The sequence below is a fragment of the Streptomyces sp. P5F9 genome (assembly GCF_057961495.1).
In genome coordinates this window covers 1-15,541 of record NZ_JBXVPZ010000223.1, presented here as the reverse complement: position 1 = coordinate 15,541, position 15,541 = coordinate 1, and the positions used below count along the sequence as shown (strand labels likewise).

At 69.4% G+C, this 15,541-nt stretch carries 15 protein-coding genes; 8 read left to right on the top strand and 7 right to left on the bottom strand.

Annotated features, from left to right (window positions below):
- Window positions 1–7: 7 nt before the first annotated feature.
- On the bottom strand, window positions 8–1,186 hold the full coding sequence (locus tag AC31A1_RS29880) for a MalY/PatB family protein (protein ID WP_489656307.1): 1,179 nt from the start codon (window positions 1,184–1,186) through the stop codon (window positions 8–10).
- Here AC31A1_RS29880 and AC31A1_RS29875 point away from each other — a divergent pair.
- Window positions 1,185–2,195 carry a hypothetical protein gene (locus AC31A1_RS29875; RefSeq protein WP_489656306.1) on the top strand — a complete coding sequence of 337 codons (1,011 nt, stop codon included), beginning with the start codon at window positions 1,185–1,187 and terminating at the stop codon, window positions 2,193–2,195. The two genes, AC31A1_RS29880 and AC31A1_RS29875, sit on opposite strands and share 2 nt — an antisense overlap.
- Before the next feature lie 141 nt (window positions 2,196–2,336).
- Window positions 2,337–3,707: a S1 family peptidase gene (locus AC31A1_RS29870; RefSeq protein ID WP_489656305.1), complete on the top strand. Its 1,371-nt coding sequence runs from the start codon at window positions 2,337–2,339 to the stop codon at window positions 3,705–3,707.
- A gap of 142 nt (window positions 3,708–3,849) precedes the next feature.
- On the opposite strand, the gene AC31A1_RS29865 is transcribed toward AC31A1_RS29870, so the two are convergent.
- Together AC31A1_RS29865 and AC31A1_RS29860 are read right to left on the bottom strand one after the other, a co-directional pair.
- Window positions 3,850–4,035 carry a hypothetical protein gene (locus AC31A1_RS29865; RefSeq protein WP_327399287.1) on the bottom strand — a complete coding sequence of 62 codons (186 nt, stop codon included), beginning with the start codon at window positions 4,033–4,035 and terminating at the stop codon, window positions 3,850–3,852.
- Window positions 4,036–4,134: 99 nt separating this feature from the next.
- Entirely contained in the window at window positions 4,135–5,295 is a 1,161-nt protein-coding gene (locus AC31A1_RS29860) for an ROK family transcriptional regulator (RefSeq protein WP_489656304.1), read from the bottom strand.
- Window positions 5,296–5,477: 182 nt separating this feature from the next.
- On the opposite strand from AC31A1_RS29860, the gene AC31A1_RS29855 reads away from it, so the two are divergent.
- From AC31A1_RS29855 to AC31A1_RS29840, 4 genes are all read left to right on the top strand, one after another.
- Window positions 5,478–6,395, top strand: a complete 918-nt coding sequence (locus tag AC31A1_RS29855) for a carbohydrate ABC transporter permease (protein ID WP_489656303.1) — start codon at window positions 5,478–5,480, stop codon at window positions 6,393–6,395.
- Window positions 6,396–6,410: 15 nt separating this feature from the next.
- Complete coding sequence (locus AC31A1_RS29850; RefSeq protein WP_489656302.1) at window positions 6,411–7,367, top strand: carbohydrate ABC transporter permease; 957 nt, start codon at window positions 6,411–6,413, stop codon at window positions 7,365–7,367.
- 10 nt (window positions 7,368–7,377) lie between these two features.
- Entirely contained in the window at window positions 7,378–8,721 is a 1,344-nt protein-coding gene (locus tag AC31A1_RS29845) for an ABC transporter substrate-binding protein (protein ID WP_489656301.1), read from the top strand.
- Window positions 8,722–8,791: 70 nt separating this feature from the next.
- Window positions 8,792–9,991 (top strand): Gfo/Idh/MocA family protein, encoded by a 1,200-nt coding sequence (locus AC31A1_RS29840; protein WP_489656300.1) that lies wholly within the window; start codon window positions 8,792–8,794, stop codon window positions 9,989–9,991.
- Between the two features lie 56 nt (window positions 9,992–10,047).
- On the opposite strand, the gene AC31A1_RS29835 is transcribed toward AC31A1_RS29840, so the two are convergent.
- Window positions 10,048–10,746, bottom strand: a complete 699-nt coding sequence (locus AC31A1_RS29835; RefSeq protein ID WP_489656299.1) for a L,D-transpeptidase family protein — start codon at window positions 10,744–10,746, stop codon at window positions 10,048–10,050.
- A 671-nt stretch (window positions 10,747–11,417) separates the two neighbouring features.
- Here AC31A1_RS29835 and AC31A1_RS29830 point away from each other — a divergent pair.
- Entirely contained in the window at window positions 11,418–12,818 is a 1,401-nt protein-coding gene (locus tag AC31A1_RS29830) for a pyridoxal phosphate-dependent decarboxylase family protein (protein WP_489656298.1), read from the top strand.
- Here the strand turns inward: AC31A1_RS29830 and AC31A1_RS29825 are convergent.
- A complete protein-coding gene (locus AC31A1_RS29825; RefSeq protein ID WP_489656297.1) occupies window positions 12,792–13,595 on the bottom strand; it encodes an SDR family NAD(P)-dependent oxidoreductase in 804 nt (267 codons plus the stop codon). The two genes, AC31A1_RS29830 and AC31A1_RS29825, sit on opposite strands and share 27 nt — an antisense overlap.
- Window positions 13,596–13,645: 50 nt before the next feature.
- Between AC31A1_RS29825 and AC31A1_RS29820 the strand changes: the two genes are divergently transcribed.
- Complete coding sequence (locus AC31A1_RS29820) at window positions 13,646–14,173, top strand: hypothetical protein (RefSeq protein ID WP_489656296.1); 528 nt, start codon at window positions 13,646–13,648, stop codon at window positions 14,171–14,173.
- A 9-nt stretch (window positions 14,174–14,182) separates the two neighbouring features.
- Here the strand turns inward: AC31A1_RS29820 and AC31A1_RS29815 are convergent, their stop codons facing one another.
- Both AC31A1_RS29815 and AC31A1_RS29810 read right to left on the bottom strand, forming a co-directional pair.
- Window positions 14,183–15,097, bottom strand: a complete 915-nt coding sequence (locus AC31A1_RS29815) for an SDR family oxidoreductase (RefSeq protein WP_489656295.1) — start codon at window positions 15,095–15,097, stop codon at window positions 14,183–14,185.
- An 86-nt stretch (window positions 15,098–15,183) separates the two neighbouring features.
- Window positions 15,184–15,541 (bottom strand): MBL fold metallo-hydrolase (locus tag AC31A1_RS29810; RefSeq protein WP_489656294.1); only part of this gene is annotated, 358 nt, incomplete at its 5' end.

The following is a 15,541-nucleotide window of genomic DNA, read 5'->3' as shown; positions in this document are numbered from 1 at the left end:
ACCCCGCTCAGCCCAGCGCCACCCCCATCCGCCGTACCGCTTCGGCAATCACCTCCGGCGACGTCGCCACATTCAGCCGTACATGCCCGACTCCCCCGGTCCCGAAGTCGATTCCGGGGCTCAGCGCCACCCGGCCCCGCTCCAGAAAGACCCCCGCCGGATCATCACCGAGGCCGAGCGCCCGGCAGTCGAGCCAGGCGAGGTACGTAGCCTCGGCGGGCCGGTAGCCGATCGCCGGCAGATGCTCCGCGAGCAGGTCCGCGAGGAGCCGCCGGTTGTCGTCGAGGCCGGCCAACAGCGCGTCCAGCCACGCCGTACCGTCGCGCAGCGCGGCCGTGTGGGCGATGACGCCGACGTGACTCGGACCGTGGCCGACCTCCTCCGGAAGCCGGGCCAGGTCGGCGGCCGATGCGGGCCCCGCGACAGCGAGGGCGGCCTTGAGGCCGGCCAGGTTCCAGGCCTTCGACGACGACATCAGCGACAGACCGCTCTCCGCACCCGGCACACTCAGATACGGCACGAACGTCACGCCCGCGGCCACGACCGGCGCATGGATCTCGTCGGCCACGACCCGCACCCCGTACCGCTCTGCGAGGGCGGCGACATCGGCCAACTCCTCAGCGGTGTGCACCGTACCGGTCGGGTTGTGCGGGCTGCAGAGCAGATACGCGGCCCGTCGCCCACCCTCGACCGCCCGCCGGAACGCGTCCTCCAGCGCGCCGAAGTCGATCCGCAGATCCACCCCCATCGGCGCGCCCACCACCCGCCGGTCCATGTGCTCCACGAACTGGAAGAACGGCGGATACACGGGCGGATTCACCACCACCGCGTCACCGGCACCGGTCACCAGCCGGAGCATCTCGACGACGCCCAGCATGACGTCCGGCACGATCCGCGTGCGCTCGACGGCGAGCCCGCCCCAGCCCCACCGCTTCTCCGCGAACCCGGCCAGCGCCTCCGCGTAGTCCGTACCGGCGGGATAGCCGGTGTCTCCGAGCGCGAGCGCGTCGGTGACCGCGCGGACCACCGGTTCGGCGAGCGGCACGTCCATCTCGGCCACCCACACCGGGAGCACGTCCTCCGGATACGTGCGCCACTTCATGCTCGTACGACGGCGCAGGCGGTCGAGGGTGAGGGCGCGCAGGGGATTCGGTTCGCCGGACGTGTCCTGCGGGATGCTGGTCATGAGGCACAAGATAGGGGGATGTGCGGTGACCGGGAATCCTGAGAACGGCGCCCTGACGGAGATCGCCTGCGACGAGTCCGGCTCGGACGGCGAGAACCTCACCGGCGGGAACACGGACGTCTTCGCCCATGCGAGTGTGCGGCTCCCCGTGGAGACGGCCGCCGGGTACGTGCAGGAGATACGGCGCCGGATCCGCTCGCCCGCGGAGGAGTACAAGGCGAACCATCTGCTGCGGGACAGACACCGGGACGTACTGGAGTCGTTCCTCGGCCCCGCCGGGCCGCTGCGGGACGGGAACGCCCATGTGCATCTGACCGAGAAGACGTTCTTCGTCGTGGACCGCGCCGTAGACCTGCTCCTCGACGGGGAGGGCGACGGCACCGAGGCGGTCACCCTGTTCCGGGAGGGCCCTCGGACCTTCGGCGAGCGGGAATGGCGGGAGTTCCTCGCCGCCTCCAACCGGTTGCTGCGGGTCAGGAACGACGCGGCGGCGACCGTCCCCGCCGACGTCTTCTTCCGCACGGTCGACGCACTGCGCGACGAGTACTCCGGTACGACCGCGGGTGTGATCGTGGGACGGCTCGCGGCGGCCCGGTCGCGCGCGGAGTCGTACCGGGAGCGGATGCGGAACTCACCGGTGCTGTTCCCCGTCCTCAATCCGCTGCTCCCCGCGATCGTCAGCACGGCCCGGTACTGGCTCGCCGGGGGCCGGTCCGTGCGGCTGGTGCACGACCGGCAGAACCTGCTCACCCCGGAACGGATCGCCTGGATCATGGAGTCGGCCCCGCTGAGCAACGTACAGCTCGTCGCCGCCCGGTCCGACGCGCGGGTGCAGCTGGCCGACTTCCTCGCCGGCATCGCCCGCAAGCTCGCCTCGGACGAGCTGAACGGCCGCGGCGACCCGGCCCTCACGACGCTGCTGCGCCCGTACGTCGGCACGGATTCCGTCTGGGGCGACGAGGGCAGCGGGCTCCGGCTGGGTATCGCCGAGGCCAACTCGGCCGTGTAGACCGCTCGTTGGTCGCGAGTGCTGAAGCCGATCTTCCGTCGGGTGAACACGGGAGCGCCGGGCCACGTATGGAGGAAGGGCACTCAACGACCGGAGGGTCCCGCGGTGTCGCACCGCACGTTCGGGGTTCGGGAGCCAAGCATGAGGCACGCACGACGACGGGTCATCCGGCGAGTTACACGGTTGGCGGCCGTCGGCGGACTCCTGCTGGGAGGTGCCATGGTCACCCAGGCGGCCATGGCCAGTGACTCTTCCGGCACGTCCGCCGCCACGCTCAGCGCGCCACAGACACCCGCGGACAAGGGTTCCGCCCTGGTGGCGAAGCTCGGTTCGGCCCGTACGGCGGGCAGTTGGGTCGATGCGGGCGGCCGTACGGTCGTCGCGGTGACCGATGCGAAGACGGCGGCCGAGGTGACGACGGCGGGCGCCGAGGCGAAGGTCGTGCGGTACAGCATGAACGTGCTGAACTCGGCCGCCACGACGCTGAGTTCGGCGCCCAAGGTGCCGGGCACCGCGTGGGCGATGGACTACCGGAACAACAGGGTGCTGGTGGAGGCCGACAGCAGCGTGTCCGCCGCCGGCTGGAACGCGATGACGAAGGTCGCGACCGGCATCGGCGCCTCGGTCCAGATGCAGCGCACAGAGGGCAAGTTCACGACCCGGATCAATGGCGCGCAGCCCATCCTGTCGACCGGCGGGCGTTGTTCGGCGGGCTTCAACGTGACCGACGGGACGAACGACTTCATCCTCACGGCCGGGCACTGCGGACCGGTCGGGTCCATCTGGTTCGCCAACAACCAGGGTGACCAGCAGTTGGGCAAGACGGTCTCCGACAACTTCCCCGGCAGCGACTTCTCCCTGGTGCAGTACGCGAGCGGTTCGGCGGGCGACGGCGCGGACGTCGTCGCGATCGGCAACGGCAGCGGCGTGACCATCACGGGCCTGGCCGACGCGGCCGTGGGCGAGAAGGTGTTCCGCAGCGGCAGCACCAGCGGGCTGCACGACGGCGAGGTGACCGCGCTCAACGCGACGGTGAACTACCCCGAGGGCACGGTCACTGGTCTCATCCAGACCACGGTGTGTGCCGAACCGGGCGACAGCGGCGGCCCGTTGTTCGCCAACGGCATCGCGCTGGGCGTGACGTCGGGCGGCAGCGGTGACTGCACGGCGGGCGGTACGACGTTCTTCCAGCCGCTGACCAAGGCGCTGGCCGCGCTGAACGTGAAGCTGCTGGTGGCGCCGAAGACGGCCGCCTCGCCCGCACCGTCCGCCTCGGCAGCCGGCAGCGGGGCAGCCGCCGGTGCGGCCACGCCCGGGACCTCCGCTCCCGCGACGAACACCGCGGCGTCCGGGTCGACGACGCTGGCGGCCCGGCTCACGGACCCGAAGAACGTGGGTCCCGGCCTGCTGGTCATCGCGGGAAGTCTGATCGCGCTGGTGGCGACGCGCTGGATCCGCGCCGAGCAGGACCGCAAGGCCTTCCAGCGGCACTACTCGGCGATGTGGGGCTGATCACTCAAGGATGTTCGACGGGAGTGATCGGGTCGGTCGGGTCGACAGGGGCTCGGCCGGCTGGACCGGGGTCACGAGGAAGGCCGGGCGGCGCGATACCGACAACGACAACGACACCTGCGTCGGTCGACAGCGGCGGCGCTCAGGCCGCCTCAGCCGGCTGCGGAGCCGCGGCGGCCCACTCCATCACAAGCCGTCGGTACTCCTCGCGCTGCTCGACGCTCAGTGTCCCGCCCGATCGGTGCCACAGGGCCCTGATCTCCTCGTTGACCTCGGCTGCCGATCGCTCGGTGGCTGATTCAACACTGGTGGACATGGTGTGAAGCATACGTCGCCGAAGGTGAAGGCGATGTGAGTAATCGCGAGCTAACCGGACATATCGGACCGTGTTACTGATCACGTCATCTGTCAAGCCCTGTAACGCAATTCACACCTCGGCCACACCCAGCACCAGCACCTGGATCGCCAACACCGCCGCGCCACGCGCCCAGTCGTGGAAGTCGGACACCTTCGTCTCCACGTCGAGCGGGGCGGCCAGCGGATGCCGGTGGGCGCGGAGCGTGTCGTCCACCGTCTTGCCGGCCACGTCGATCAGGCCGACGCCCTCTCCGGCGAGCAGGATCTTCTGCGGGAGCACGAAGTTGGCGATCTGGGCGACCAACGTGCCCAGCGCGCTGGCGGCTTCGTCGATCACGCGGGCGGGCATGGGCTCACCGGCGGCGGCGCGGGCGAGGATCTCCTCGTAGGTCAGGTCGAGTCCGGTGGCGGCGCGGATCTGGTAGCGGATGCTGGGGATGGTCAACAGCGAGACGGCGCTGCCGCGTTGACCGGCGGGGGTGACCGGGCCGTTGGGGTTCAGGATCCAGTGACGGCCGAACCCGCGGTCCTCCTCGGCGTACGGCACCCGCTTGCCGCCGAGGACGAGGCCGTAGCCGATGCCCGCGCCGATGGTGAGGACGACGAAACGGTCCAGGCCGCGTCCTGCGCCGAACCAGGTCTCGGCCTCGACGAGGGCGGCCACGTCGTTCTCGACGACGACCGGCAACCCGGTGCGCTCCTCGACGAGTTGGGCCAGCGGGACGTCGCTCCACTGGAGGAAGGCCGACTCCCCCACCACGGCACGGTCCTGGACGAGTCCGCCGACACCGACACCGATGCCGGTGAGCGTGGGGAACCGGGCGGTGAGTTCACCGGTCATCTCGCCCAGCAGATCGGCCACTTGGGCGGGATCGTGGGTGGTGAGCGGCCGGTCGAGGCGGGCGACGATCTCGCTCCTGAGGGTGGTGACGACGCCGTAGACCATGTCCTCGGTGACCTTGAACCCGACGAACGTGCGCGACTCGGCGACCACGTCGAGGGGTTGGGAGGGGCGGCCCTGGCGGACCTCGGCCGGGCCGCCGCCGTCGGGGACCTCGACCAGCAGGCCGGATTCGGTCAGCGGCTTGGTGAGGCGGGTGAGGCTGCCCGCCGAGAGGTCGAGCCGGCGCGCGAGGTCGGTGCGCGACAGGGGGCCGTGGACGAGCACCTCGATCGCGACGGAGCGTTCACCGGGGCTCAGCGGCTGCCAGCTGGCGGCACGTGTGGTCATGAGGGTCACACTCCCACAAGGTTTCCCTCGCCGAGGTTTCTTTTCCTCTGGAAGTAACAGGGCCATTCTACGGCCACTATCCCGCACAGAAAAGATCCCTGCACGGCTATTGACGCCTTGATTCTTTCGTGGCGAAAGTAAGTGGCCCGAGGACGAGCCGTCGTAGACAAGGGAGTCTCCAGATGACCATCGCCTCAAGCAGTCCCCCGACCCGTCGGCCGCGGGCCCGTGAAGACAGCGGCGACGGTCGGCTGGCGGCGGTCTTCATCGCCCCGGCCCTGCTGGGCTTCCTGGTCTTCCTGCTCTGGCCGACCCTGCGGGGTATCTATCTGAGCTTCACCCGCTACAACCTGCTGACCCCGGCGAAGTGGGTGGGCCTCGACAACTACGACCGGATGGTCCACGACCCCATCTTCTGGTCGTCGTTGAAGGTCACCGTCGAGTACGTGCTCATCAACATCGGCATCCAGACGGTGGCCGCCCTCGCCATCGCCGTGCTGCTCCAACGGCTCACCCAGTCCGCCCTGTTGCGCGGGATCGTGCTGACGCCGTACCTGATGTCGAACGTCGTCGCCGGCATCGTCTGGCTGTGGATCCTCGACACCCAGCTCGGCATCGGCAACGAGATCATCGGCGGGCTCGGCTTCGACCACATCCCGTTCCTCGCCGACAAGACCTGGGCGATCCCGACGATCGCCCTGATCAACGTGTGGCGGCACGTCGGCTACACCGCGCTGCTGCTGTTCGCCGGACTGCAGGCCATCCCGGGGGACATGTACGAGGCCGCGAAGGTGGACGGCGCGAGCGAGTGGCGCATGTTCTGGCGGATCACGATGCCGCTGCTGCGGCCGGTGCTCGCGGTCGTGCTGATCATGACGGTGATCGGTTCGTTCCAGGTGTTCGACACGGTCGCGGTGACCACCGCGGGTGGCCCGGCGAACGCGACGAATGTCCTCCAGTACTACATCTACGGCTCCGCCTTCGGGCGCTTCCAGTTCGGCTACGCGTCCGCGATGTCCGTGGCCCTGCTGGTCGTGCTGAGCGCGATCACGTTCCTCCAGTACCGGCTCACCCGCGCCGGCCAGACCGACCTCGGCTGACCGGAAGGAGTCGACATGACCACCCTGACCACCACGCCCAACGTGCCCAACACCCCTACGCCTACGGCACAGCAGGAGATCGTACGGCCGCCCCGGCCCCGGCCCTCCGTCGGCAAGGTCGCCGCCTGGGTCGCGATGACCGCGATCATGCTGATCACTCTGCTGCCCTTCTACTGGATCCTGCGCACCGCGCTCTCCACCAACACCGGTCTCGCCGCCCACCCCTCGGACCCGCTGCCGGTCGACTTCACCACCGGCGGTTTCGAGCGGGCGCTCGGCCTCCAGTCGACCAAGGAGGCGATCGCACAGGGCGGTTCGGGCGGCGGGCTGAAGTTCTGGCGCTATCTGCTCAACTCGGTGATCGTCTCAACCCTGATCACCGTCTGCCAGGTGTTCCTCTCCGCGATGGCCGCCTACGCCTTCGCCCGGCTCCGCTGGCGCGGCCGGGACCGCATGTTCGGGCTGTTCCTCGCCGGTCTCATGGTGCCGGCGATCTTCACCCTGCTGCCGAACTTCGTCCTCATCAAGCAACTCGGGCTCGTGGACACCCTGTTGGGGATCTCGCTGCCGACGATGTTCATGACGCCGTTCGCGGTGTTCTTCCTCAAGCAGTTCTTCATGAACATCCCGCGCGAGGTCGAGGAAGCCGCCCTGCTCGACGGCGCGGGCAAGATCCGCGTGTTCTTCCGGGTCCTGCTGCCGATGGCGTCCACGCCGGTCCTGACGCTGGGCGTGCTGACGTACATCACGTCCTGGAACGACTACTTCTGGCCGCTGATGGTGTCCTACAGCGACAGTTCCCGCGTGCTGTCGGTGGCGCTGGCGATCTTCCGCTCGCAGACCCCGCAGACCGGCTACGACTGGTCGGGCCTGATGGCGGCGACCCTGATCGCCGCGCTCCCGATGCTCCTGCTCTTCGGGGTGTTCGCGCGCCGCATCGTGAGTTCCATCAGCTTCACCGGAATCAAGTAAGGGGCAGGGCATGCGATTTCGTACGGTCATGACACTGACCGGGGCGCTCGCGCTGTCCCTGACGACGGGCTGCGCGAAGGGCGACTCCGTGGGGTCGTCCTCGGACACGGTGACGTACTGGCTGTGGGACTCCAACCAACTCCCCGCCTACCAGGCCTGCGCGAAGGGCTTCGAGCGGCAGAACCCCGGACTCAAGGTCAGCATCACCCAGTTGGGCTGGGCCGACTACTGGACCAAGCTCACCGCGAGCTTCATCGCGGGCACCCAGCCGGACGTGTTCACCGACCACATCCAGAAGTTCGGCCAGTTCGCCGACCTGAAGGTGCTCCAGCCGCTGGACGACCTCGGCATCGACGCGTCCGCCTATCAGCCCGGTCTCGCCGCCAACTGGCAGGGCCAGGACGGACATCAGTACGGCACGCCCAAGGACTGGGACACGGTCGCCCTCTTCTACAACCAGAAGATGGCCAGGTCGGCGGGGCTGAGCGCGGACCAGCTCAACAGCCTGTCCTGGAACCCGACGGACGGCGGCACCTTCGAGAAGGCCATCGCGCATCTGACCGTCGACAGGAACGGCAAACGGGGCGACGAACCGGGCTTCGACAAGCACCACGTCAAGGTGTACGGCATGGCCACCGGGGGCGCCGGTGACTCCGACGGCCAGACGACGTGGAGTCCCTTCACCGCCTCGGCCGGCTGGAACTACACGGACAAGACCCGCTGGGGCACGAAGTTCCAGTACGACAGCAAGACCTACCAGTCGACGGTCAAGTGGTACTTCGGCCTGGCGAAGAAGGGCTATCTCGCGCCGTTCACGGACTACAGCGACGGCGCCAACCCGGCCAACGCGCAGATCGCGGCAGGCAAGGCGGCGACCGCGTTCGACGGCGCCTGGATGATCTCCACGTACGCCGCGGCCAAGGGAATCAAGATCGGCACCGCCTACACCCCTACCGGTCCGACCGGGAAACGGGCGACCATGATGAACGGACTGGCCGACTCGATCACCAAGAACGCCCACAACAAGGCGGGCGCGCGAAAGTGGGTGACCTACCTGTCGTCGAACAACTGCCAGAAGGCGGTGGGGAGTTACGGCATCGTCTTCCCCGCGACCCCGGACGGCACGAAGGCCGCCGTCGCCGCCTACGAGAAGAAGGGCATCGACGTCACGGCCTTCACCCGGCCGGTCGCCGACAAGAAGGACTTCGCCACCTTCTCCTTCCCGATCACCAACTACTCGGCGGACGTGTACGCGTTGATGCGCCCCGCCATGCAGGACGTCTACGCCAACGACGCACCGGTGAGCGGCCTGAGCAAGACCAACAAGCAGATCAACTTCATTCTCGGCCAGTGATGGTCGTTCAGTGATGTTCGTTCAGTGATTTCCGCTCAGGGAAATCCCCGTCAGAGAAGGACACGCACCCATGACGTTCTCCCTCGGCATCGTCGGAGCAGGCCAGTTCTCCGGCCAGTTCGCCCGACTGTTCCAGGCCCACCCGGGCGTGAGCGAGGTCTATGTGACCGACCTGCTCCCGGAGCGGGCGGAGCAACTGGTCGCCGAACAAGGGCTGGCGGGCACTTTCCCCTCCTACGAGGCGATGCTGGAATCGAAGGCCGTCGACGCCGTCGCGATCTTCACCCAGCGCTGGACGCACGGCCCCCTGGTCCTGAAGGGGCTCGGCGCCGGCAAGCACGTGTACTCCGCGGTCCCCATGGCGATCAGCACGGAGGAGATCGCGGCGATCATCGACGCGGTCAAGGCGACCGGACTGACGTACATGATGGGCGAGACCAGCCAGTACAACCCGGCGACCGTGCACGCCCGCAACCAGATCGCGGAGGGCGCCTTCGGGCGGATCTTCTACGCCGAGGGCGACTACGTCCACGACATGGATCTGGGGTTCTACGAGGCGTACCAGTACAGCGGCGGCGACAACTGGAAGGCCACCGCAAGCTATCCGCCGCTGCTGTACCCGACGCACTCGGTGGGCGGGGTGCTCGGCGCGTGGCAGACGCACGCGGTGAGCGTGTCGGCGATCGGTGTCGTCGACGAGCGCGGGGACGGGGTCTTCGACAAGGACGTCAGCCAGTTCGGCAACGACTTCTCCAACGCCACAGCGCTGTTCGAGGTCGCGGGCGGCGGCTCGTTCCGTACGAACGAGTTCCGGCGGGTGGGCTATCCCTCGCAGATCCGGGAGTCGCGTTTCCGGTTCTTCGGGACGGACGCGAGCATGGAGCAGCTGGCGACAGTGGCCTTCTGGCAGGACAAGAAGGGAGTGCAGGACATCAGCGAGCTGCTGGAGCCCAAGCCCACCATGTCTCCTGACGATCCGTCACTCCAGCACATCGCGCCGGACCTCCGTGCCGCCTTCACCTCCGGCTCGGCGCCGGTGCACGACCGGTCGCGGCTGCCGCGGGAGTTCGACAACCTGCACAACGGCCACGAGGGCAGCCACCACTTCCTGGCGGACGACTTCGTGACCGCGGTCAACTCCCGCACCCTGCCCAGCGTGAACGCGTGGGTCGCGGCCCGCTACACCCTGCCGGGCATCATCGCGCACGACTCGGCACGGCAGGGCGGAGCGAGGCTGGAGATCCCGGACTTCGGGGACGCATCCGCGTAACGGCGTTGCCACGCAAGCCGGGTGACTGCTCGTCAGTTACCCGGCTCACGGCTCTGTCAGGTGCCCGGCTTGCGGCCGTACACGAAGACGTCGTCGCCGTTCTTCAGCAGCGACCAGTACTTCTTGGCGGTGGCCGGGGTCATGTTGACACAGCCGTGCGAGCCCGGCGGGTTCCACATGCTGAGGTTGACCGAGTGGAAGGCCTGGCCGCCGTCGAAGAACTGGCTATAAGGCATGGGCACGTTGTAGATGTTCGAGACGTGGTCGATGTCCCGCCAGTAGATCTTCTTCAGACCGGTGCGGGTCTCGTAGCCGTCGCGGCCGGTGCGCACCGGGACCGGGCCGTAGACGAGCCGGCTGCCGTCCTGGATCCAGCTGATCTGGAGCGTGAGGTTGACGCAGGCGATGCGGCCCTTGTTGGTCGGGCACTTGCCGGCCGCGTTGGGCTTGGTGCCCACGGCCTTCTGCTTGTTCATGAGGTCCATCACGCCCCAGGTGACGGATCCCGCGTAGCCGATGTTCGGTGTGATGCCGTGCTTGGTCTGGAAGGCCTTGATGGCCTTGCAGTCGGCGGCGGACTGCTTCCCGTCGACCGGCCGGCCGAGGAACTTCTCGACCTGCTTCTGGTACGGCCCCGCCTGTGTCGTACAGCTCGTGGCCGCCTGCGCCGGAGCGCCGCCCAGCACCAGAGTGAGCGGTGCCACCAGCCCGGTGATACCGAGCGCTATGGCGCCTCGTCTGCGTATGTCCCCCATGTCGGACCCTCCCCCTCAGTCTGAACTGCGATCTCTGCCAACTAGACCGGTGTACCCGGGTGGCGGTTGTAGACGCGGACACGCTGCAACGAAACGGTGACTTTCCTCGTCACCCGGTGACATTTCCGGACGCGGGGGACTCGGTGCCTACGGTTGTGTGGTCTTGCCCGGGGTCAGGGTGCGTGTTTGGCCCTCCTTTGTCCTGCCGGACGCCTTCGACGAGACCGTCGGCGGGGAGGGTACCCAGGACCGCTTCGGTGTCGATGGCGTCGGGGGTGAGGCGGTGCCATCCCGGGAACAGCCCGAGCGCGCGGGGTCCGTGCCGGCGCCTCCGAACAGGGCCGGCTGCAGCCGACGTAGAGGTACTGGTCCCATCCGCCCGTCGGAAAGACTCCGGCAAGCCCGAAACCCGACAGGGGCGGCTCGACTCCGAAGTGGGCCAAGGACACGACCCCCGGCTCGCGGACGGACAGGCGATCGACACCCGCCTCGGGATCGTACTTGGTGACGCGGTAGACGTAGGGGGTGCACATCCCCGTCCTCCAGCACGGCCCCGACACCGCCCAAGGAATTCCCAGGCGCCGACCACTGGGACGATTCCCGCGCCATCGGTCCAGTTTCGCCGAAGTGGACCGATACCCGGCCCGCCCCGTCGCCCTACGCTGCCGCCCATGCACCACACCCTCGCCGACGATCTGTCCCGGCTCCCCGAACTCCTCCAGTCCGCCCGTGATGTCGCCGCCCGTGAGCTGGACGGGATGGCCGAGCGGGCGGTCGTCCGGCTCGACAAGGCGCCCGACGGGGAGCCGCTGCCGGTCGAGGGGGCCGGTGGCGAGGCGGCGCTCGCGCGGTTCGCCGAACGGTGGGCGCCCGGTCTCTCGGGGTCGGCGGGGCCGCGCTACCTCGGGTTCGTCACGGGCGGTGCGACGCCCGCGTCGGTCGCCGGGGACTGGCTGACCAGTGCCTACGACCAGAACGTGTCCGGCGCGGCCGGTTCCTGGGCGGCGGCTCTGGAGCGGGAGACGGTCGGCTGGCTGCGCGAGCTGTTCGGGTTGGGCGAGGCGCACTCCGGGGCGTTCGTCACCGGCGCGACCGTGTCCAACACGGTGGGTCTCGCCGTCGCCCGCGAGTGGCTCGGCGAGCGCCTGGGCGTGGACGTGTCGCAGGACGGGGCCGCCGCGCTCGGCCCGGTCGACGTGCTCTCCGGCAGCCCGCACTCCAGCGTCTCGAAGGCGCTGTCCGTGTTGGGCATCGGCCGCGACCGGATGCACTACGTGCCCGTGCTCGCCGGGAACCGCGAGGCCGTCGACGTGGCCCAACTCGGCGCCGCGCTGAGCGAGTTGAAGGGCCGCCCGGCGATCGTCGTCGCGAACGCCGGCACGGTGAACACCGTCGACTTCGACGACCTGCGGGCGATCGCCGCATTGAAGGAACGGCACGACTTCTGGCTGCACGTGGACGCCGCGTTCGGCGGCTTCGCCGCGCTCTCCCCCGCGTACGCCCACCTCGTCGACGGCCTGGACGCGGCCGACTCGGTCTGCGTCGACCTCCACAAGTGGCTCAACGTGCCCTACGACGCGGCCGTCCAGTTCACCCGCCGACGCGACCTCCAGACCAGGGTGTTCCACAACGCGTCCCCGTACCTCGGCCCGCCGACCGGCGACCCGGACTTCCTCCACCTCACCCCCGAGAACTCCCGGCGGCTGCGCGCCCTCCCCGCCTGGTTCTCCCTCATGGCCTACGGCCGCGCCGGGCACCGCGAGATCGTCGAGCGCAACGTGGCTCTCGCCCACCGTCTCGGCGAGGGCATCGCCGCGCTCCCGGGCCTGCGGCTGTCCGCGCCGGTCCGGCTGAACGTCGTCTGCTTCACCCTCGCCGAGAACCCCACGCAGGAACGGGTGACCGCCGTCGCGGAGGCCGTGGCGGCCACCGGCGAGGCGTTCCTCACCCCGACGGTCTACGACGGGACACCCGCGCTGCGCGCCGCGTTCAGCAACTGGCGTACGTCCGAGGCCGATACGGACCGGGTGCTGGCGGCCCTCGCCTCACTGCGCCCTGGCCCCGCGCTCTGAAAGGGACTGCCGGAACCCGGTGTTGACCGCGGTGAGCCCTCCGTCGACGGCGAGGGTGGTGCCGGTGATCCAGGAGGCGTCCCGGGAGGCGAGGAACGCGACGGCCGCGGCGATGTCCTCGGGCTCGCCGACCCGGCCGAGCGGGAACAGCCCGCTGACCACGTCCAGTTCATCGTCCCGCCCCTCCCAAGCGGAGGTCCGTACCGTGCCCGGCATCACCAGATTGACCCGCACGCCGCGCCGGCCGGCGTGCCCGGCGAGGGTGCGGGTCAGCGAGGTGAGTCCGGCCTTGGCCGCGCTGTAGGCATGGTTGCCGAAGTCCTGAGCACCGTTCACGGAACCGATGTTGACGATCGCCCCGCGTCCCGAAGCGACCAGGTGCGGGAGTGCGGCGCGGCAGCACCGGTACGTTCCCGTCAGCGTGATGTCGAGGTCGCTGGCCCACTCGTCGTCGGGCTCGTCCTCGAAGAGCGGGAGGTCGGGCGTGCAGTGCGCGGCACTGTTGACCAGGACGTCGAGTGCCCCGAAGGACTCAACGGCCCGGGCGACGGCCCGCTCCACCGCCTCCCGGTCCCCCACATCACAGCCGAACGCCTCGGTCGCCGGCCCGAGTTCACGCAGTGCCGCCGCCGTCTTCTCCGCCTCGGGCACATCGACGTCGGTCACCAGCACCCGCGCCCCCTCCTCCGCGAGCCGCCGGGAGATGGCCGCGCCGATGCCGCGGGCCGCACCGGTGACGAGAACTCCGTACCCCTCGAAGCGCGTTGTGTCAGTCATGCGGCCGAACGTACTGCCGGAACGATCAACTCGGCAGATAGCGTGCGGACATGAACGCGTTCATCCAGCAACTTCCCGCGCTCATCGGTGTCGTGATCGGCGCCCTGGGTTCGTACGTCGCGATCGTGCGGGGCGATCGGGCGAGGTTCCGCCGTGAGCGGGACGCCCGTTGGGAGGAGCGGCGGCTTGAGGTGTACGCCGAGTACGCCAGGACCCTGAAGAAGTCCGTGACCCTGACCTACCGGGTCGCCTCCCATTTCGGCAACGACCCGCATCCGCACCCGTTGTCCCCGGCCGAGGCGGAACCACTGCTGGCCGAGGCGACCGTGGACCGGGATCCGCCCGGTGAGGCGCTGCTTCTGCTGGGGAGTACGGAGGTGGTGGACAAGGCCCGGGCGTGGGTCGGCGCGGTGATGGAGATGGAGCGGTTCATGCGTGCGCAGACCCACGACCCCGAGGCCTGGCGGGAGTTGATGGATCGTCAGCGGTCCAGACGCGAGGGCTACTACGCCGCCGTACGGGACGATCTGGCGCTCCCCCCGGGCCACTCGGGGCGTTGGCCGGTGACGGGGGTCTGACCTCTCGCCTCACCGATACCCAGTCGCATCGGCCGGCTTCCCCACGTCCTGCACTTCCACCAGGTACCGCCACGCGTCCGGGCGGCTCCCGTCCAGATCCGTGAAGCCGTACACCGGGGCGAGTCCGCCGCTGGACAGCGACTGCCCGTTCCAGCGGGCCACTTGAGGGTCGGCGGCGAGGGCGGCGACGGCACGGCCGACGTAGCGCGGGGTCTCCGAGATGGCGAAATGGGGGACGCGTTCCAGGGCGTCGCGCCAGTTGTCCTCGCGTACGCCGAACTGGTCGAGCATGATCTCGGAGCGCAGCCAGCCCGGGGTGAGCGCGACGGCGGTGGCGCCGCGCGGGCCGAGTTCGTGGCCGAGGGCGAAGGCCATGCGCAGGACGGACGACTTGGCGAGGTCGTAGAAGAACGAGACGCGGTAGGTGTCGCGGTTGTACTCGGCGGTCCCGTCGGTCATCTCCACGACCAGGCCGCCGGGCCTGCGCAGCAGCAGGGGCAGCGCGTGGTGGCTGGTGATCGCGTGCGTCTCGACCGCCAGCCGGAGGATGCGGAGCCCCTTGTCGAGGTCGTGTTCCCAGACGGGGGCGTCCCAGGCGAAGAGGTGCTCGCCGCCCCAGATGTCGTTGACGAGGATGTCGAGGCGGCCCTGTTCGTCGTCGATACGGTCGACGAGGGCCCGGACGGCCGAGGGCTCCAGGTGGTCCGTGGGGACGGCGATACCCCGGCCGCCGGCCGCGGTGACGAGGTCGGCGGTGTCCTCGACGGTCTCGGGCCGGTCGTACTCGGAGCGCTTCGCGCGGGTGCTCCGCCCGGTCACGTAGACGGTGGCGCCGGCCGCGCCCAGTTCCACGGCGATCCCGCGTCCCGCTCCGCGCGTCGCCCCCGCGACCAGCGCGACCTTGCCTTCCAGTGGACTCGGCATGTCCGGCCTCCCGTGCTCGTTCGACTCGTTGTCATGTCGATCGTGCAGGAGAAGCCGGACACCTTCTGTCGGGTTTTAGCGGTGTCTCAGTGCCCTCGCGCGATCCACTCCTCCAGGTGTGCGGCCTCCGCACCGACGGTCGTCGAGTCGCCGTGTCCGGTGAGCACCTTCGTCTCGGCCGGAAGGGTCAGCAGCCGGTCGCGGATGGAGTCGATGATCGTCGGGAAGTCGGAGTACGACCGTCCCGTGGCGCCCGGGCCGCCGTGGAAGAGGGTGTCGCCGGTGAAGACCGTGCCGAGCCCGGGGTCGTACAGGCACACCGCGCCGGGCGCGTGCCCCGGCGTGTGCAGGACCTTCAGGTCGGCGCCCGCGGCCTCGATCACCTGACCGTCGGCGAGGTGGGCGTCGGGGTCGCGGTCGGGGTGGGTCTGCTTCCACAGGGGC

Excerpts from the sequence above, each read along its gene's own strand:
- AC31A1_RS29870 (WP_489656305.1), top strand. The coding sequence starts at position 2,337 with ATGAGGCACGCACGACGACGGGTCATCCGGCGAGTTACACGGTTGGCG.
- AC31A1_RS29830 (WP_489656298.1), top strand. The coding sequence starts at position 11,418 with ATGCACCACACCCTCGCCGACGATCTGTCCCGGCTCCCCGAACTCCTC.
- AC31A1_RS29835 (WP_489656299.1), bottom strand. The coding sequence starts at position 10,746 with ATGGGGGACATACGCAGACGAGGCGCCATAGCGCTCGGTATCACCGGG.
- AC31A1_RS29825 (WP_489656297.1), bottom strand. The coding sequence starts at position 13,595 with ATGACTGACACAACGCGCTTCGAGGGGTACGGAGTTCTCGTCACCGGT.
- AC31A1_RS29875 (WP_489656306.1), top strand. The coding sequence starts at position 1,185 with ATGAGGCACAAGATAGGGGGATGTGCGGTGACCGGGAATCCTGAGAAC.
- AC31A1_RS29865 (WP_327399287.1), bottom strand. The coding sequence starts at position 4,035 with ATGCTTCACACCATGTCCACCAGTGTTGAATCAGCCACCGAGCGATCG.
- AC31A1_RS29815 (WP_489656295.1), bottom strand. The coding sequence starts at position 15,097 with ATGCCGAGTCCACTGGAAGGCAAGGTCGCGCTGGTCGCGGGGGCGACG.
- AC31A1_RS29840 (WP_489656300.1), top strand. The coding sequence starts at position 8,792 with ATGACGTTCTCCCTCGGCATCGTCGGAGCAGGCCAGTTCTCCGGCCAG.
- AC31A1_RS29820 (WP_489656296.1), top strand. The coding sequence starts at position 13,646 with ATGAACGCGTTCATCCAGCAACTTCCCGCGCTCATCGGTGTCGTGATC.
- AC31A1_RS29845 (WP_489656301.1), top strand. The coding sequence starts at position 7,378 with ATGCGATTTCGTACGGTCATGACACTGACCGGGGCGCTCGCGCTGTCC.
- AC31A1_RS29880 (WP_489656307.1), bottom strand. The coding sequence starts at position 1,186 with ATGACCAGCATCCCGCAGGACACGTCCGGCGAACCGAATCCCCTGCGC.
- AC31A1_RS29855 (WP_489656303.1), top strand. The coding sequence starts at position 5,478 with ATGACCATCGCCTCAAGCAGTCCCCCGACCCGTCGGCCGCGGGCCCGT.
- AC31A1_RS29860 (WP_489656304.1), bottom strand. The coding sequence starts at position 5,295 with ATGACCACACGTGCCGCCAGCTGGCAGCCGCTGAGCCCCGGTGAACGC.
- AC31A1_RS29850 (WP_489656302.1), top strand. The coding sequence starts at position 6,411 with ATGACCACCCTGACCACCACGCCCAACGTGCCCAACACCCCTACGCCT.